At 74.5% G+C, this 16,783-nt stretch carries 15 protein-coding genes and 1 tRNA gene; 10 read left to right on the top strand and 6 right to left on the bottom strand.

What is annotated here, in order from left to right; genetic code table 11:
• Positions 1-1,446, top strand: a complete 1,446-nt coding sequence (locus tag DN051_RS24550; RefSeq protein WP_112439514.1) for a GH1 family beta-glucosidase — start codon at positions 1-3, stop codon at positions 1,444-1,446.
• Between the two features lie 150 nt (positions 1,447-1,596).
• On the opposite strand, the gene DN051_RS24545 is transcribed toward DN051_RS24550, so the two are convergent.
• Positions 1,597-3,006, bottom strand: a complete 1,410-nt coding sequence (locus DN051_RS24545) for a sensor histidine kinase (RefSeq protein ID WP_053763027.1) — start codon at positions 3,004-3,006, stop codon at positions 1,597-1,599.
• Complete coding sequence (locus DN051_RS24540) at positions 3,003-3,707, bottom strand: response regulator transcription factor (RefSeq protein ID WP_053763026.1); 705 nt, start codon at positions 3,705-3,707, stop codon at positions 3,003-3,005. Before DN051_RS24540 ends, DN051_RS24545 begins: the two co-directional genes overlap by 4 nt.
• Positions 3,708-3,868: 161 nt before the next feature.
• On the opposite strand from DN051_RS24540, the gene DN051_RS24535 reads away from it, so the two are divergent.
• Positions 3,869-4,387 carry a hypothetical protein gene (locus DN051_RS24535; protein ID WP_112439513.1) on the top strand — a complete coding sequence of 173 codons (519 nt, stop codon included), beginning with the start codon at positions 3,869-3,871 and terminating at the stop codon, positions 4,385-4,387.
• A 16-nt stretch (positions 4,388-4,403) separates the two neighbouring features.
• Here DN051_RS24535 and DN051_RS24530 read toward each other — a convergent pair whose 3' ends face one another.
• Both DN051_RS24530 and DN051_RS24525 read right to left on the bottom strand, forming a co-directional pair.
• Entirely contained in the window at positions 4,404-5,273 is an 870-nt protein-coding gene (locus DN051_RS24530; protein ID WP_112439512.1) for a spermidine synthase, read from the bottom strand.
• A 382-nt stretch (positions 5,274-5,655) separates the two neighbouring features.
• Positions 5,656-6,054, bottom strand: coding sequence for a hypothetical protein (locus tag DN051_RS24525; protein ID WP_053763163.1), 399 nt, complete (start codon positions 6,052-6,054; stop codon positions 5,656-5,658).
• A 297-nt stretch (positions 6,055-6,351) separates the two neighbouring features.
• Here DN051_RS24525 and DN051_RS24520 point away from each other — a divergent pair, with 297 nt between their 5' ends.
• Positions 6,352-7,791, top strand: a complete 1,440-nt coding sequence (locus DN051_RS24520; protein WP_053763023.1) for an NsdA family TPR-like regulatory protein — start codon at positions 6,352-6,354, stop codon at positions 7,789-7,791.
• A 25-nt stretch (positions 7,792-7,816) separates the two neighbouring features.
• Here the strand turns inward: DN051_RS24520 and DN051_RS24515 are convergent, their stop codons facing one another.
• A complete protein-coding gene (locus DN051_RS24515) occupies positions 7,817-8,413 on the bottom strand; it encodes a histidine phosphatase family protein (RefSeq protein ID WP_053763022.1) in 597 nt (198 codons plus the stop codon).
• A 203-nt stretch (positions 8,414-8,616) separates the two neighbouring features.
• Between DN051_RS24515 and DN051_RS24510 the strand changes: the two genes are divergently transcribed.
• From DN051_RS24510 to DN051_RS24480, 7 genes are all read left to right on the top strand, one after another.
• Complete coding sequence (locus DN051_RS24510; protein WP_112439511.1) at positions 8,617-9,753, top strand: phosphatase PAP2 family protein; 1,137 nt, start codon at positions 8,617-8,619, stop codon at positions 9,751-9,753.
• A complete protein-coding gene (locus DN051_RS24505) occupies positions 9,704-10,888 on the top strand; it encodes a hypothetical protein (protein WP_246041126.1) in 1,185 nt (394 codons plus the stop codon). The genes DN051_RS24510 and DN051_RS24505 overlap by 50 nt, the downstream gene beginning before the upstream one ends.
• A complete protein-coding gene (locus DN051_RS24500) occupies positions 10,879-12,543 on the top strand; it encodes a hypothetical protein (protein WP_112439510.1) in 1,665 nt (554 codons plus the stop codon). The genes DN051_RS24505 and DN051_RS24500 overlap by 10 nt, the downstream gene beginning before the upstream one ends.
• Positions 12,540-13,880 (top strand): AAA family ATPase, encoded by a 1,341-nt coding sequence (locus DN051_RS24495; RefSeq protein WP_053763018.1) that lies wholly within the window; start codon positions 12,540-12,542, stop codon positions 13,878-13,880. The genes DN051_RS24500 and DN051_RS24495 overlap by 4 nt, the downstream gene beginning before the upstream one ends.
• A gap of 106 nt (positions 13,881-13,986) precedes the next feature.
• Complete coding sequence (locus tag DN051_RS24490; protein ID WP_053763017.1) at positions 13,987-14,349, top strand: hypothetical protein; 363 nt, start codon at positions 13,987-13,989, stop codon at positions 14,347-14,349.
• A 126-nt stretch (positions 14,350-14,475) separates the two neighbouring features.
• Complete coding sequence (locus DN051_RS24485; RefSeq protein WP_112439509.1) at positions 14,476-15,126, top strand: bifunctional DNA primase/polymerase; 651 nt, start codon at positions 14,476-14,478, stop codon at positions 15,124-15,126.
• Positions 15,117-15,190: transfer RNA gene (locus DN051_RS24480), tRNA-Lys, on the top strand. The genes DN051_RS24485 and DN051_RS24480 overlap by 10 nt, the downstream gene beginning before the upstream one ends.
• A 56-nt stretch (positions 15,191-15,246) precedes the next feature.
• On the opposite strand, the gene DN051_RS24475 is transcribed toward DN051_RS24480, so the two are convergent.
• Positions 15,247-16,509 (bottom strand): M6 family metalloprotease domain-containing protein, encoded by a 1,263-nt coding sequence (locus tag DN051_RS24475; protein ID WP_162624980.1) that lies wholly within the window; start codon positions 16,507-16,509, stop codon positions 15,247-15,249.
• Positions 16,510-16,783: the final 274 nt, after the last annotated feature.

Raw genomic sequence — 16,783 nt, 5'->3', positions numbered from 1 at the left:
ATGCCTGAGCCCATGACCCCGGTGACCCCGGAGACCTCCGTGACGTTTCCCCCCGCCTTCCTCTGGGGGGCGGCCACCTCCGCGTACCAGATCGAGGGAGCGGTGCGGGAGGGCGGCCGCACCCCCTCGATCTGGGACACGTTCAGCCACACACCCGGCAGGACGGCCGGCGGTGACACCGGTGACATCGCTGTCGACCACTTCCACCGCTACCGCGAGGACGTGGCGCTGATGGCCGAGCTGGGCCTGAACGCCTACCGCTTCTCGGTCTCCTGGTCGCGGGTGCAGCCGACCGGCCGGGGCCCGGCCGTCCAGGTCGGCCTGGACTTCTACCGGCGGCTGGTCGACGAACTGCTCGCGCACGGCATCCGGCCGGCGGTCACGCTCTACCACTGGGACCTGCCGCAGGAACTGGAGGACGCGGGCGGCTGGCCGGAGCGGGAGACGGCGTACCGCTTCGCGGAGTACGCGAGGCTCGTCGGTGAGGCGCTGGGCGACCGGGTCGATCAGTGGATCACCCTCAACGAGCCGTGGTGCAGCGCGTTCCTCGGCTACGGGTCCGGGGTGCACGCCCCCGGCCGTACGGAACCGGCGGCCACGCTGCGCGCCGCGCACCACCTGAATCTGGCGCACGGCCTCGGTGTCTCGGCGCTGCGCTCGGTGATGCCGGCCCGCAACACGGTGGGGGTGTCCCTCAACTCCGCGGTGGTGCGGCCCGTTTCCCAGGATCCGGCCGATCTGGCGGCGGTCCGCAGGATCGACGACCTCGCCAACGGGATCTTCCACGGACCGATGCTGCACGGCGCCTACCCGGAGACCCTGTTCGCCGCGACGGCGTCGGTCAGCGACTGGTCGTACGTCGAGGACGGCGACCTGGGCGCGATCGGCCGGCGGCTGGACGCGCTCGGCCTCAACTACTACACGCCGACGCTGGTCTCGGCCGCCCGCACCCCGGTGAGCGGACCGCGGGCGGACGGCCACGGTGCCAGCGAGCACTCCCCGTGGCCCGGCGCCGACGACGTGGCGTTCCACCGGATGCCGGGCGAGCGCACCGAGATGGGCTGGACGATCGACCCGACCGGCCTGCACGAGCTGATCATGCGCTACTCCCGGGAGGCGCCGGGTGTGCCGCTGTACGTCACCGAGAACGGCGCGGCCTACGACGACAAGCCCGACCCCGACGGCCGCGTCCACGACCCGGAGCGCATCGCCTACCTGCACGGCCATCTGTCCGCCGTCCGCCGCGCCCTCACCGACGGCGCCGACGTGCGCGGCTACTACCTGTGGTCGCTGATGGACAACTTCGAGTGGGCGTACGGCTACGCCAAGCGCTTCGGCGCGGTCCACGTCGACTACACGACCCTCGAACGGACGCCCAAGTCGAGCGCGCTGTGGTACGCGCAGGCGGCCCGGAACGGGGTGCTGCCCCCGGTCCCGGACGTATAGGGCCGGCCGGCCCAAGGACCGGGGCGGGGCGCGACGCCGAGGGGGGCGCCGCGCCCCGCTCCTCTCTTCCCCGTCCGCGTCAGCCGACGATCCGCGAACGTCCTCGCGCGGGGCCGTTCGTCCGGACCGGACGGCGCGGCAGCCGTCCGCTCAGCGCAGCGGGCGGGAGCGGTTGATGACGGAGCGCACCCGGCCGGGCCGGCGGCGTCTGACGGACCCGCGATGACCGCGCCCGCGCGGTGCCGTCCGCCGCCCGTCGAGCTGGATCCAGATCCGCACCTCGGTGCCGCCGAGCACCGAGGAGCCGATGCGCACGTCACCGCCGGTCGACTCCGCGAGCCGCCGCACGATGTCCAGCCCGAGCCCGGTCGAGCCGTCGCTGCCGGAGCCGCGTCCGCGTGCCATCGCCGACTCGGGGTCGGGGATGCCGGGCCCCGCGTCGGACACGAGCACGATCACCGCGTCCTCGCCGTTGTGCACGTCGACCGCGAAGGCGGTGCCCTCCGAGGTGTGCCGGAAGACGTTGCCGAGCAGCGCGTCGAGCGCCGCGGCCAGGTCGGCGCGGGCGACGGGGATACGCACCGGCCGGTCCACACCGGCCGTACGCACCTTGCGGCCCTCGTCCTCGGCCAGCGCCGACCAGAACTCCATCCGCTCCCGGACGACTTCGGCCGCGTCGCAGCCGGCGCCCGGACCGGCGGCGGCGGTCTGCGGCCTGGCGTCGCGGGCGGTGCGGATGATGGTGTCGACCTCCCGCTCCAGCTGGGCCACCGCGGCACGGGTCTGCTCGGCGGCCGGGCCGTCGCCCAGTGACGCGGCGTTCAGCCGCAGCACGGTCAGCGGGGTGCGGAGCCGGTGCGACAGGTCCGCCGCCAGTTCGCGTTCGTTGGCGAGCAGCTGGACCACCTGGTCGGCCATCGAGTTGAACGCCACCGCTGCCAGCCGCAGTTCCCGCGGCCCGTTCTCGGGCACCCGGGCGCCCAGTCTGCCCTCGCCCAGCTCGCGCGCGCCGTCGACCAGGCGCTGCGCCGGGCGCACCATCCGCGCACCCAGCCGGTCGGCGACCGCGACCGAGCCGACGATCAGCGCGAGGCCGACGCCGGCCAGTACCGCCCAGGCCGTGCCGACCCCCTTGGCGACCGCGGTGTCGGGGATGAACACCTCGACGACGGCGATCCGGCCGGAGCTCAGCGCGACCGGCTGGAGCAGGGCGGAGCCGTCGGGCACCTCGGCCGTGGCGGCGCGGCCGGCCTCACGGGTGGCGGCGATGTCCGCGTCGGCGGCGCGCTGCCGGCCGATCTGCACGGCCCGCGAGCCGTCGCCGCCCGGGATGTGCACCGCCATCCCGGCGGTCGGGCCCGCGGAGGCGACGACCCGTTCGAGCTGGGCGCGGTCGGTGGTGATGGACAGCGCCGGGGCGATCTCCGCCGCGTCCCGTTCGGCGTCGGAGAAGGCACGGTCGCGGGCCATCTCCCTGATGACCAGCCCGAGCGGCACCGCGAAGGCGACCACGACCATGGCGGTGACCGCCAGCGAGACCTTGACCAGTGCCCATCTCATCGCGCCGGCTCCCCTCCCGGTGGTTCCAGTTTCACGCCGACGCCCCGCAGGGTGTGCAGATAGCGCGGCCGGGCCGCCGTCTCCCCCAACTTGCGCCGCAGCCAGGACAGATGGACGTCGATGGTCTGGTCGTCACCGTACGACTGCTGCCACACCTCGGCGAGCAGTTCCCGGCGCGCTACGACGACGCCGGGCCGGCCGGCGAGGAAGGCCAGCAGGTCGAACTCGCGCCGGGTCAGGTCGAGCCGTACGCCGTCCAGTTCGGCCTGGCGGCGCAGCGGATCGACCGTCAGCCCGCCGACCCGGAGCACCGGGGCCGGCGGGGCCTCGCCGGCGGCCGCGCGGGAGCGGCGCAGCACGGCGGCGATCCGCGCGGACAGGTGCTCGACGGAGAACGGCTTGGTCAGGTAGTCGTCCGCACCGGCGTTCAGCAGCCGGACGACCTCCGTCTCGTCGTCCCGGGCGGTGGCGATGATGACCGGTACGTCGGTGATGCCGCGCAGCATCTTCAGCGCCTCGGAGCCGTCCAGGTCCGGCAGTCCGAGGTCCAGGACGACCACGTCGAAGCGGAAGTGGGCGACCTCGCGCAGCGCCTCCAGTGCCGTGCCGACGCTGCGCACGGTGTGCGAGGCGTCGGTCAGATGCCGGATCAGCGCCGAGCGCACGAACTGGTCGTCCTCGACCACGAGCACACTTGCCATGCGCCGCACCGTACGCCATGGGGCCGGTGCCGGCGCCGCCGCTCGACGGAAGCGCCGGGCGGGGCGGCTCGGCGCCGCGGGACGTCCCGCGCGTGTGGAAAAGCCCACGCCTGTGCGACCCGTGGGACGCGGGTGACTCGGGTGCGGCAGTATGGCCCGCGATGCTCAGAGGAGTAGTGCACGTACTGGCCTGGTCGCTCGCCACGGGCGCGGCGACCACGCTGTCGTGGTGGGGTGTCCACTCGGTGATGGCGGGCACGGCGTACGACCCGCCGCGTGCCCTGCCGGTCGTCGCGGACGGACCGCCGGAGCCCGAGCCGCGGTCCACGTCGGCGAGCACCCGCCCGCCGCGGTCCTCTCCGTCCCCGTCCCCGTCGGCCACGCGGGAACCGCCCCCGAAGCCGTCCGCCTCGGCCCGCTCCACGCCTCCGAGCCCCGCGCCCTCCGTGTCCGCCTCGGGTGTGATCAAGAGCTACGCCACCGAGGGCGGCCGGGTGGTCTTCGACCTCGGCGCGACGTCCGCGACGCTGGTGTCGGCCACCCCGGACGCCGGCTGGTCGATGCAGGTGTGGAAGACGGAGACCTGGATCCGGGTGGAGTTCGGCTCGGGCGCGGACCGGGTGACGGTGTTCTGCACCTGGCACGACGGGCCGCCGCGGGTGGACGTCGGCACGTACTGAGGCGGCCGGCTGCGGCTCAGCGGAACACCGACGCGGGCGGCGCGGGTGAGGCGACCGCGTCCGCGTCCGAGACCGGTACCGCTCCCCCGGTGAAGTCGATGAGTGCCCGGCCGTGCTCGACCCGGCCGGGGTGCGGGTCCGAGGCCGCCCGCCGGGTCAGCTCGGCGAGCGGCAGGGGAAGGTCGCCGGCGACGAGGACCGCGTTGCCGAACCGCTTGCCGCGCAGTACGGCCGGGTCGGCGAGCAGCGCGAGTTCGGCGAACCGGGCGGCGGCCGTGGCGATCTGGCCGCGCAGGTGGGCGAGCGGCGGGCCGTCGGCGAGGTTGGCGGCGTACAGACCGCCCGGCCTGAGCGCCCGGCGCACCTCGTCGAGGAACTCCGTCGAGGTCAGGTGGGCGGGGGTGCGGGCGCCGCTGAACACGTCGACGACGACCAGGTCGGCCCAGCCGTCCGGGATCTTGCCGATGCCTTCGCGGGCGTCGATGGACCGCACCCGGATACGGGCGTTCGGGGCCAAGGGCAGCTCACGGCGTACCAGTTGGACGAGGGGCCCGTCCCGTTCGACGACCTGCTGGGTGGAGCGGGGGCGGGTGGCCGCGACGTAGCGGGCGAGGGTGAGGGCGCCGCCGCCGAGGTGCACCGCCTGGATGGGTCTGCCGGGCGGGGCGGCGAGGTCGACGACATGGCCGAAGCGCCGCTGGTACTCGAAGGACAGGTACGCCGGGTCGTCGAGATCGACGTGCGACTGCGGCGCCCCGTCGATCAGCAGCGTCCAGGCGCGCGCCCGGTCCCGGTCGGGTATCAGCTGGGCGAGCCCGCCGTCGACGGTCTCGACGACGGCTTCGAGGGCGGCCTGCGCTCGCCGGGCGTTCCTGGTCTTTCCCACCCGGCCATTTTCGCAAGCCCACCGCTCCCGCGCGCGCCCTGCCCGACGGACGCCGCCGGCGACGTGATCACGGGCGGGCGGGGAGGGGGCGGACGGACGCTGTGGGGGGCTGGGCGGGGTCAGTGGCTGACCGGGGTCGCGGGGCGACCGGGGTCGGCGGGTGACGGGGGGCCGGGGACCGGGCGGGATCAGCGGGCGAGCGGCGTGGGCGAGCGGGCCGGAACAGCGGCCGGTCGGGGGGCGCGGCCCGCGCTCGGTCGATGGACGGGGTCCGTGCTCGGGTCCGCGCTCGGGTCGTCCGCGCTCGGTCGGTGGGCGGGGCCCGCGGCCGGTCCGTGGCCGGGGTCGGCGCTGAGTCGAGGGAACGGGTCCGTGGGCGGGGTCAGCGGCAGCTGTCCGCCGCCTCGATCATCCGTGCCGCCTCGCCCAGGGCCCGCCGCAGCACCGCCGGGTCCGTGGCCAGTTCCGCCTCACCGGGCGGCAGCAGCCACTCCGACCCCACCGCCTCCGGCGCGTCGGCCGGCGGCTCGGGGGCCAGGCGCAGTCCTCGTCCGTCGGTGCGGGTGCACGTGCTGCCCGGCACGTCCCACCCGGCCGCCGTCCCCGCCGGCACCACGAAGCCGAGGGTGCCGCCGCCGTCGTCGTGCAGGACGGGTCCGACCGCTTCGGCCTCGCCGCGCCGGAGGATGTCGACCGCTTCCAGCCCCTGCCGGGCCGGAACCGTCACGAGGTCGCACGCCGGCAGCGGCGTACGAGGGTCGATGCTCTGGCTGGTCTCCATCCCGGCCTCCACCACGGAACCCCTCCTTGAACGAGCGGGTCGGGAGTCGGGCGCCTCCCGGTCCGACGGATTCAACGTCCGGCGGCGTCAACGGCTACGGCGGAAGTGCGCCGCAAAGGATGGCAGTTCATGGCAGATCCCGTATGAGATATCCGGTTTGTAGCTAAACCCTGCGTGGCGGACCCGTCACAGCAGGTACGTTCTTCCCCGCCGGAGATCAGGGGCACCGGACTGACGGCTCAGTCAACTCACCCCGGCTCCGGCATGGTTCGACGGTTCGCACGAGAGGACCCGGCCATGACGTCGTCAACGGTGACCTCGTCTCAGCCCGACCGGCCGCCACGGCCCAACCTCGCCTTCCGGCGCCTGCGCGGCGGGCGTTCGCCTGCCGAATTCGCGGCGGCCGTACGGCGGGCCGCCCGTGAGATCGGCGAGCGGGTCAGCTGTGACGCGCGCTACATCGGCCGGGTCGAGGCGGGGGAGATCCGCTGCCCCAACTACGCCTACGAGCGGGTGTTCCTGCACATGTTTCCCGGACGCACGCTCACCGACCTCGGGTTCGCGCCCCGTTCGTCCGTACGCGGACGCGGGGCACGCACCCCGGACGCCCCGCCCTCCGAGGCCACGTCGAGCCCGGCCCTCACCACCGGTGAGACGCAAGGGGACTGTGAGCCGTATGACACGCAGGACCCGTACGACACGCACATCAACTACGAGGAGAGCGACGTGCTGCGTCGCGCATTCATGACCAGCGGCGGCGCCACGGTGGCCGCCGCCTCGCTGAGCCCCATCGGGCTCGCCTCCGCCTCCGCCTCGGAGCGCCCCGTGCGCCGGGTCGGGTCGGGCGAGGCGGGTGCCCTCGAAGAAGCGGTCCGCAGGATCCGGCTGCTCGACGACCGGCACGGCGCGGACGGCCTCTACCGGCGTGCGGCGGCCCCGCTGCGCGCCGCGTACGCGCTTCTGGACGCCGGTGCGACCCGGCAGGCCACGGTCGACCGGCTGCACACGGGTGCCGGTGAACTGGCGATCTCCGTGGGATGGCTGGCGCACGACTCGGGCCGGTTCGACGACGCCCGCTCGCACTACGCGGAGGCGCTCGCCACCGCCCGGATGACCGCGGACGCGGCGCTGGAGGCGCACGCCTTCTGCAACACCGCGTTCCTCGCGCGGGACGCCGGCCGTCCGCGTGAGGCGGTGCGGGCCGCGCAGGCGGCGCAGCGCATCGCGCGTCCGCTGGGCTCGCCCCGGCTGATGTCCCTGCTCGCGCTGCGCGAGGCGGGCGGCTGGGCGGGGCTCGCCGACCGCACCGGCTGCGCCCAGGCGCTCACCCGGGCGAAGGCCCTCTACGAACGAGGCCCCTCGGACGCCGACCCCGAGTGGATGTCGTTCTACGGCGAGGCCGAACTGGAGGGCCTGGAGGCGCAGTGCTGGTCGACGCTGGGCGACTGGCCGCGCGCGGCCCGGCACGCGCGCCGGGCCGCCCATCTGCAGGATCCGCACTTCAGCCGGAACATCGCGCTGTACACCGCCGAACTCGCGGACGACCTCGCGCGCGGCGGGCGGCCGGACGAGGCGGCGGCCGCCGGGACGCAGGTGCTGGATCTGCTGGACGTCGTCCAGTCGTCCCGGATTCAGGCGATGCTGGCGGGAACGGCGCGGGTGCTGCTGCCGCACCGCCGGGCCTCCGGCGTCTCGGAGTTCCTGGAGCGGCACGCCTCGTCACCGCGCCCCGTGTGACGAGCGGGCCCGGCGACGCCGGCCGCTAGCCCGCCAGGTGCCCCAGATCGTTCCAGCTCTCGACGGCGGGCTCCCCGTAGGCCCAGCCCAGCACCGACAGCGAGGTCGGGTTCAGCCGGATCCGGGCGGCGAAGTCCAGCGGCAGACCCAGCCAGCGCGCACCGATCGACCGCAGGATGTGACCGTGGGCGAAGACCAGGACGTCGCGGTCCTGCGACCGCGCCCAGGCGACGACCTCGTCCGCGCGGGCGGTCACCTCGGCGAGGGTCTCCCCCTCGGGCACACCGTCGCGCCAGATCAGCCAGCCGGGGCGGACGGCCTGGATCTCGTCGGGGGTCATGCCCTCGTAGGCGCCGTAGTCCCACTCCAGGAGCGCGTCCCACGCACGCGCGCGGGTGCCGAACCCGGCGAGTTCGCAGGTCTCACGCGCGCGTACCAGCGGGCTGGTGCGGACCTCGACCCCGGGCAGTCCGTCGTGGGGTGCCTGGTGCAACCGCTCGCCGAGCAGCTTCGCGCCGCGCCGCCCCTCGTCGAGCAGGGGTACGTCGGTCCTGCCGGTGTGCTTGCCGGACAGTGACCATTCCGTCTGTCCGTGCCGGGCCAGCAGGATGCGCGGTGCCATGACGAGAAGGAACCTTCCGGGAGAAATCAACGGCGGAACCACTCCATCATCGCGCACCCCGTCCGGGCGCAACCCGGGGGGCGATCTCGGCGTCTATCAGGGCCGGGAGACGCCCCTCCGGGCGTCGGCCCGTGCACCGTAGGGTGGGGCGACCGACCCACCCGGCGAGAGCGCCACGCGACGAGAAGGGGGAGGGCGATCGGATGCACGCCGAGAAACCGGGCATCGAGGTGGCCCCGGAACCCCGGTTGCGCTGGTGGACCGAGCTTCCCCTGATCCTGCTCGTGTACGCCTGCTACTCGGCGGGCCGGCTCCTCGCCCGGGGCGACGTCAACAGCGCGGTCGATCACGGTCTGGCGATCCTGCGCGTCGAGAAGTACCTGCGTATCAACGCCGAGCATCCGCTGAACCGCCTGTTCACCCGCGAGGCGTGGATAGGCGTGCCCGCCGACTTCTGGTACGCGTCGCTGCACTACCTGGTCACCCCCGCCCTGCTGATCTGGCTGTTCCGGAGCCGCACGGTGCGCTACCGCGCGGCCCGCACCTGGCTGATGACCTCGACCTTCATAGGCCTGGTCGGCTTCACGCTGATGCCGACCTGCCCGCCCCGGCTGCTCTCGCCCGGTCACGGCTTCGTGGACACCATGGCGCAGTACAGCTCGTACGGCTGGTGGGCCGGGGAGGCGAGCGCGCCGCGGGGCCTCGGCGGCATGACCAACCAGTACGCCGCCATGCCGAGCCTGCACGTCGGCTGGGCCCTGTGGTGCGGAGTGATCCTGTGGCGGTACGGGGGGACCCGCACGGCCCGGGTCGCGGCCGTGCTCTATCCGCTGATCACGACGATCGTGGTGATGGGCACCGCGAACCACTACTTCCTCGACGCCGTCGCGGGCGGCGTCGTCATGGGCGCCGGGCTGCTGCTCACGCCGTACGTGATGCGTGCCGCGAACCGGGCCCGGACGTGGGCGGTCACCCGGCTCCCCGCCCCGGCGGGCGCCGCATCCGCGCCCACCTCGGACTCCGCCTCCCCCGCGCCCGCCTCCGTCACGGACTCCGCCTCCCCCGCGCCCGCCCCCGTCACGGACTCCGCCTCCCCCGCGCCCGCCTCCGTCACGGATCCCGGTCCGCCCGTGCCCGCCTCCGCCGGGGATTCCGCGTCTCCCGCGCCGGGCGCGGGGGCGGGATCTCGTGCCTCACGCGCCCCAGTTGTCAGTGGCGGATGCCAGACTTCGGCGGGTGAGCGAATTCCACGGCAGCGCGAGTCACGGTTCGGACCCGGAGCCGAGCCGGGTGCCGCCCCCGCGGACACGGGGGGCGGCGCTCCGGCAGCAGCTCGCTGAGCTGCGCGGCCCCGACGTACCGGCCAAGGCACTCGACGCACGCGCCCTCGCGGCCCTGGCCGCCAACCCCGGCTGCCGGCGCCGCGCCATCCTGGACGGCGCAGGGGTGAACAAGGCGGCACTGGCCGGTGCCCTGGGCTCGCCGTCGGTGTTCGGACAGTCCCAGTTCGCCTTCACCCGCGGCAACGCCTTCGAGAGCCGGGTCAAGGCGGACGGCGGCACGGAGCTGCTGCGGCTGGCCCACGAGAAGCTGGACCCCGGCGCCGCGTCACCCGATCACGCGCGGGTGCCGGAGCTGTCCGCGGTCGGCCCGGAGGGCCGCGCCGCCCGCACCGCGCTGGCGCTGCGCGAGGCGGTCGAGGCCGGCGGCTGGACCCTGCTGGACCATCCGATGCTCGCGCTGGACGTCGCCGGTTCCCCCGCGTTCCTCGAGCCGGACGCGGTGGTCGTGCACCCGGACGGCAGCTGGACGGTCGTGGAGATCAAGTCGTTCCCGATGCTGGACGGTTCGGCGGACCCGGCGAAGGTCGGCGCGGCGGCCCGCCAGGCCGCGGTGTACGTGCTGGCGCTGGAGGAGGTCGCCGCCCGGCTCCACCCGGCGCCGCCCGTGCGGCACCGGATCCTGCTCGTGTGCCCGAAGGACTTCTCCAACCTGCCCACCGCGTCCGCCGTCGACGTGCGCAGGCAGCGCGCGGTCACCCGCCGCCAGCTGACCCGTCTCACCCGTATCCAGGACATCGCCGACACGCTCCCGCAGGGCACCTGCTTCTCTCCCGAGCTGCCGGCGGCGGAGCTGACGGCGGCGGTCGAGTCGGTGCCGGCGACGTACGCGCCCGAATGCCTGTCGGCGTGCGAGCTGGCGTTCCACTGCCGCGCCCGCTCCCGCGCCGCCGGCGCGGTGACCTCCCTCGGCCGCTCGATCCGTGCCGAGCTGGGCGACCTGGCGACCGTCGGGGACGTCCTCGCGGCGGCCCGCGGCGAGGCCGGGGATCCGCGGGACCCGGCGGTGGCGGCGCTGCGCCGCGCCGCCCGGCTGCGCGCCGAGGCACTGGCCGGACGTCCCGGTCCACCCGGCGCCGACCACCCCGGGTTCGGGACGATCCCCGAGCCCGCGGAGGCCGCCCCGTGTCGCTGATCTCCTACCTGGCCCGGCTGGAGGCCGTCGACACCGGCCTCGCCCAGCCCACCGCCACCGTCCGCCACCGGTATCTGTCGGAGCGCCCGCTGGTGCTCGTGCCGCTGACCACGGCCGGTGAGGCCGGCGCCCCGCTCGGCGCGCTGGTCGGCACCGACCGCACGGCGCCGCGCCTGCTGGTCGTCCCGCAGCCCCGCGACCGCGACCTGCGGTTCGCGTTCCTGGCCGAGCTGGCCGATCTCGTCCTGCCGTACGTCGAGGCCCACGCCGAGCAGGTCGAACCGGCCGAGCGCACCGAGACCGACCCGGAGACCGGCAAGCGGGTCAAGGTCGAGGTCGAGCTGTGCGCGCAGGCCCCGCAGTTGATCGTGCCGAGCCGTGCGGGCGTCGACCTCGTCCGGCTGCTCGGACGTTCGATGCGCTTTCGCCGCACGGCGGAGCAGGACCCGGAGACACCGCACCCCGCCCCGCCCCGGGTGCCGCTGCTCGGCCGCTGGCTGACCCATTTCGGGGAGCGGGCCCGGGTCCCGGGCTCCTCGCTGCTGCTGGCCCTGACCGAGGTGCTCGGCCGGCACTGGGCCACCGGCCAGTCCAGCCTGGAGGACCAGCACCTCGGCGCGCTGCTCGCCTGGATCGACCCGCCGGAGGGCAGCTCGGGCGCCGAGGCCGCGCTGCGGGCCGAACTGCTGCGGGACGAGCGGGGCCAGCTCCGGTGCCCGCCGGCGGGCCCGGCCACCGACCCGGCCTTCGACAACAAGCTCCTCGCCCCGGCCATCGAGCGCTACGACCGCGCGCGCACCGCACTCGCCGCCGCCGAGGACGGCATGGCGGCGGACGACCGGCTCGGCGACCTCACCGCCGCCGAGCGGGAGATCCGCGCCCTGGTCGAGCGGGTCACCCGGCCCACCTGGGACTCGGTGTGGCAGGGGCTCGACCTGCTGCGGGCGCTGCCGGAGGGGGCGCGCGTCGAGGAGAGGTGGACGCGCGACCGCTGGTCGTTCACCGGCCACCGGGACCGCGTCGTGGCCGGTGAACCCCCGCAGCCGCGCCTCGACGACGCGGTGACCGCCGCGAACAAACTCGCCGCCCGCGAGCGCGAACAGGCGCGGCTGGAGGCGCAGGAGGCACTGGACGACCCGCTGGTGATGGCCGGGCGGCGGCTGTCCGGTGAGGCGTTCTCGGGCGAGGTCACCGAGGTCGTCATGGCGTACGCGGAGGGCAGGCGGCCGAGCCCGCGCCCACTGGTCACGGTCCGCACGGACGACCGGCCGTACCTGTCCGAGGGGGTCAAGGTGTACCGGTCGCTGGGCGGCAAACCGCAGGCGGCCGAGTTCGTGGGCCTGGAGGACGCCGTGCACGGCGACCCGCACGACGACAAGGGCGAGGACCGCGGTGACAGCAGGGACGCCCGCGGTGACGGCGCTGTTCTCGTGGTGCTCCGCATCGTCGACAAGATGGGGCGCGGCAAGGAGCCCGAGGCCGGGTCCGTGCCGGAGAAGGGCGACCGGCTGTGCTTCACCCTGTTCGAGCACGAGCAGCGGGGCGGCGCCAAGCTGCCCGACCCGGAGCAGACCCCGTGGACGCACGGCGGGCCGCCCGGCGAGCGGACCGCCCCGGAGCCCGCCGACCAGGTGACCGAGGAGGACGTCCTGTGACAACGCCGACCGCCCTCGATCCCGGTACGGCCGCGACGCGGGCCACCGACGCGATCCTCCGCGACACCCTGCACGGCCCGCACCGTGGTGTCGTGGTGGACTCCCCGCCCGGCGCCGGCAAGTCCACGCTCGTGGTGCGCGCGGCACTCGAACTCGCCGACGCCGGTCACCCCCTGATGGTGATCGCGCAGACCAACGCCCAGGTGGACGACCTGGTGCTGCGGCTCGCCGAGAAGAACGCCGAGCTGCCGGTGGGCCGTCTGCACAGCAGCGACACCGACCCGTACGACAAGGCGCTCGACCCCCTGTCGAACGTACGCAAGTCGGCGAAGGCGGCGGATCTGGCCGGCCTGCCGGTGGTCGTCTCGACGGCCGCCAAGTGGGCGCACGTCAAGACGGACGAGCCGTGGCGGCACGCCATCGTCGACGAGGCGTACCAGATGCGCTCCGACGCCCTGCTGGCGGTGGCCGGCCTCTTCGAACGGGCACTGTTCGTGGGCGACCCGGGCCAGCTGGACCCGTTCGCGATCGTGGGCAGCGAGCAGTGGGCGGGCCTGTCGTACGACCCGTCGGCGTCCGCGGTGAGCACCCTGCTCGCGCACAACCCCGAACTGCCCCAGCACCGGCTTCCGGTGTCCTGGCGGCTGCCCGCCTCGGCGGCGCCGCTGGTCTCGGACGCCTTCTATCCGTTCACGCCGTTCCGCAGCGGTACGGACGACGGCGACCGGCGGCTGGCCTTCGGCGTCGCCTCGGACGGCTCCGGACCGGACCGGGTGATCGACGAGGCGGCCCGGTCGGGCTGGGGCCTGCTGGAACTGCCCGCCGGCTGCACCCCGCGCACCGATCCGGAGGCGGTGCGGGCGGTGGCCACGGTCGTACGGCGGCTGCTCGACCGGGGCGGGCTGGCGACGGCGGAGCGCTCGCCCGCTCCCACACCGCTGGGCGCGGACCGGATCGCCGTCGGGACGGCGCACCGGGACCAGGCCGCGGCGGTGCGGGCGGCCCTGGCCGAGCTGGGTGTCACGGGCGTCACGGTGGACACCGCGAACCGGCTCCAGGGCCGGGAGTACGACGTGACGGTGGTCCTGCACCCCCTCTCCGGCCGCCCCGACGCCACCGCCTTCCATCTGGAGACCGGCCGGCTGTGCGTCCTCGCCTCCCGCCACCGGCACGCGTGCATCGTGGTGTGCCGGGCGGGCGTGGGCGAACTGCTGGACGACTACCCGTCGACGGAGCCGGTCCAGCTGGGCACGGTGGTGAAGTTCCCGGACGGGTGGGAGGCGAACCACGCGGTCCTCGCTCACCTGGCCGAACACCGCGTGCCCTGGACGCCGTGAGCCGCTCGCGGCGGACGACCGGGCCCTCTTGCGCGGGCGCGGGACAATGGGGGGTGGCCCGCCGACAGGGCGGTGCCATCACATCCGTACGAGGAGGAGACGAGACATGGCGGAGCCCACGCCGCGTCGGCACGAACCGCGGCTACGCCCCGCGCCCCTGCTGTTCGAACCCGCCGAGGCGGCCGGAGACCCGGAACACTTCTTCGACCTGGAGTCGATCGACGACCCCCGCGCGCTGCTGGCCCGGGCCACGGAGCTGACGCTGGCGTTCCGCGCCGCGGCCGACCGTGCGACGGAGTTCCAGGCGCTTGCCGCGGCGCAGCTCGCCGACCCGCGCCGGTTCGACCGGCTGACGCCCGCGGACATCGCCGAGCGCGCCGAATGGACCGAGGACTACGCCAAGAAGATGGTGGAGTTCGGGCGGGACCTGATGCGGGGCGCCGAGGGGCGGGGGCCCGATCCCGTCTAGGCGGGCCGAGCCGCATCCTCGCCCTGACATATGCCGGGCGGGCAAGATACTCCCCTTCGCCCGTGCGTGTTCCGATTTCCGGCAACCCACCGAGACCGAGTGCTCACCCCCGGTAGTTCTGTGTGCATGAGCAGCAGCACTCTGACCTCGGACGGGGCCGCCTGGCTCGCCTCGGCGGGAACGTATCCGCGCAGCACGCTCGCCCTCTGGGAGGAGCGGCCGGACGCTCCGGTCGTACTGCCCTGCGGTTCCGCCTTCGACATCGTGAGCGCCCCGGCGATCTTCGGCCGCCGGATGCTGGACCGGTTGTGGGGCGAGGGCCCGGGATCGGGTCCGGTGGCCGCGTTCCGCGGACGGATGCTGCTGTTCGCGGCGCCCGGCACCGCCCAGCGGCTGCCGTCGCTGCTGGAGTGGGAGGAGCGGGGGTCCCACGGCCGTACCGCGTCCATTCCCCCGCTGCTGTGTCATGGCACCGGGGACGCGGTGACCGTACCCGCGCCCGCCGTGCCCGGCACGGTCCCCGTGCCCGGCGCCCCGGCGGTGCCGGCCGGAGCGGCACCGTCCGCCGGCCGGTCCGCCGCGGACGGTTCGGGGGGTGCGGTGGACCGGTTCGCCTCCCGCTGGCTGGTCGCTCCCGACACCCGTCACCCCTGGCTGCCGGGCCCGGAGATTCTGCTCTGGGCGGCGGTGCGGGCGGCCCGCGCAGCCGTGCGGATATCGATTTTTCCTCCCCCCGACCAGGATGCTAAGGTCTACGACGTCAGCAGGCGCCGCTAGCTCAGTTGGTTAGAGCAGCTGACTCTTAATCAGCGGGTCCGGGGTTCGAGTCCCTGGCGGCGCACCGACCGGAAGCCCCTCGCAGCAGCGGGGGGCTTTTCGTATGCCGTCCGCCGCGGGTCAGCCGCTGGTGATCTTCACCGTCCACGCCCCGCTCACGGTACGTCCCTCGACCTCGACCCGGACGTCCTCGCCGGGCACCGTGAAGCTCTCGCCGAGGCCGACCGGCGCGTCCGCGAGGGGCGGGTAGACCGAGTTCTCCCAGCAGGCCTCGGTCTGCGGATGGGCGTCGATCACCTGGACCGGGCCGCCGCCGGACTCGGCGCCGCTGCGCACGCGGTAGACGAGGACGCCCTGCCGGCAGGTGCCGTGGTCGTTGCCGACGGCGCCGCGCGCCTCGACGGCAAGGACGCTGTCGGACCCGGTGCGCACGACCGCCAGCTTGGTGCCCCGGCCGACGCCGAAGGCCTGCGCGCCCGCGGCGGCCCTGGCCGAGGTCTCCGGGCCGGCGCCCAGCGACTCCAAGGTGAGCCGCACCGGACCGGTCCCCCGCACGCACACCACCTGCCGCGGCTCCAGCCAGCCGAGCTTCCACTTGTGCCAGCCGAACAGATCCGGGGAGAGTCCGAACTGGCTGCCCATCAGGTCCCAGTCGCCCACGTGGGTGTCCCAGTCGCCCTTGCCGTCCACCGGGCGGTGGTAGAGGTCGGGCAGGTCGAACACATGGCCGGTCTCGTGGGCGAGGACGAGCCGGTCCGGCGGGTGGTTCTCGAACACCGTGACGACCCGGCGGATGTCGCCGCCGTCCATCCGCAGCGGCGTGTCCAGGTTGATGACCTTCGTGGCGTCCGAGTCCACGCCGGGTGCGTCCGGATCGGCGACGAGGTAGACGACGTCGTAGCGCGAGAAGTCGACCTGGCTGTCGGCGACGGCGAGGGCGTCGCGCAGGTACGCGGCCCGGTGGGAGGCGGGCCAGTCGCGCTGTATGGCGTACGTCGTGGACGGCTTCGGCATCCGGATCCAGTGCCGCAGCGAGTGGGGGCGGAGCCGGAACTTGCCGTAGGAGGCGCGGGTGAAGTAGCGGCTGGTCGCCGGGAAGTGGTCGGCGGTCAGTTCGGCGGGGGTGGTCGTCGGCGCCGAGTCCGGGAAGGAGAGGAAGACCATGACCGCGTCCAGCGTGCGGGTCGGCCGCGGATAGGCGGCGTTCCAGGTGTCCAGGCCCTCCGAGTGGTGGGCGTCGGTGCGGGCGAGGGCGCAGCTCACGGCCGAGAAGGGCTCGGCGACCGAGGGGCCGGTGATCAGGGAGGTGGCGGCGAGGGCGGTCAGGGTGGTGAACACGGCGGCGGTGCTGCGCAGTCGGGGACGCGGGAGCAGACGCGGCACAGGGACCTCCGGGCACGGTTCACGGGACACCGCCCCCAGCCTGTGTGAATTTCCGGTTTTATGCCCCTTTGTCTGCATCGGATGGGTGAGGCCCGTTCGGGGGAACGCCGACGACATTCCCGAAGCGCTCACGGACCGTCACAACCGGTCCCCACCTGAAGGAACCAGTGCTCGGGCGGGCAGAAACGATCTGTCGGGAGAGCGGGCCGTTCCGCGACGGTTCCGGGACACTGGACAGTGGCTGCAAGGGTCCGGGGCGAACCTCTATGATCGG

The organism is Streptomyces cadmiisoli (assembly GCF_003261055.1).
Lineage (GTDB): Bacteria > Actinomycetota > Actinomycetes > Streptomycetales > Streptomycetaceae > Streptomyces > Streptomyces cadmiisoli.
This window is presented reverse-complemented; position numbering and strand designations above follow the sequence as displayed.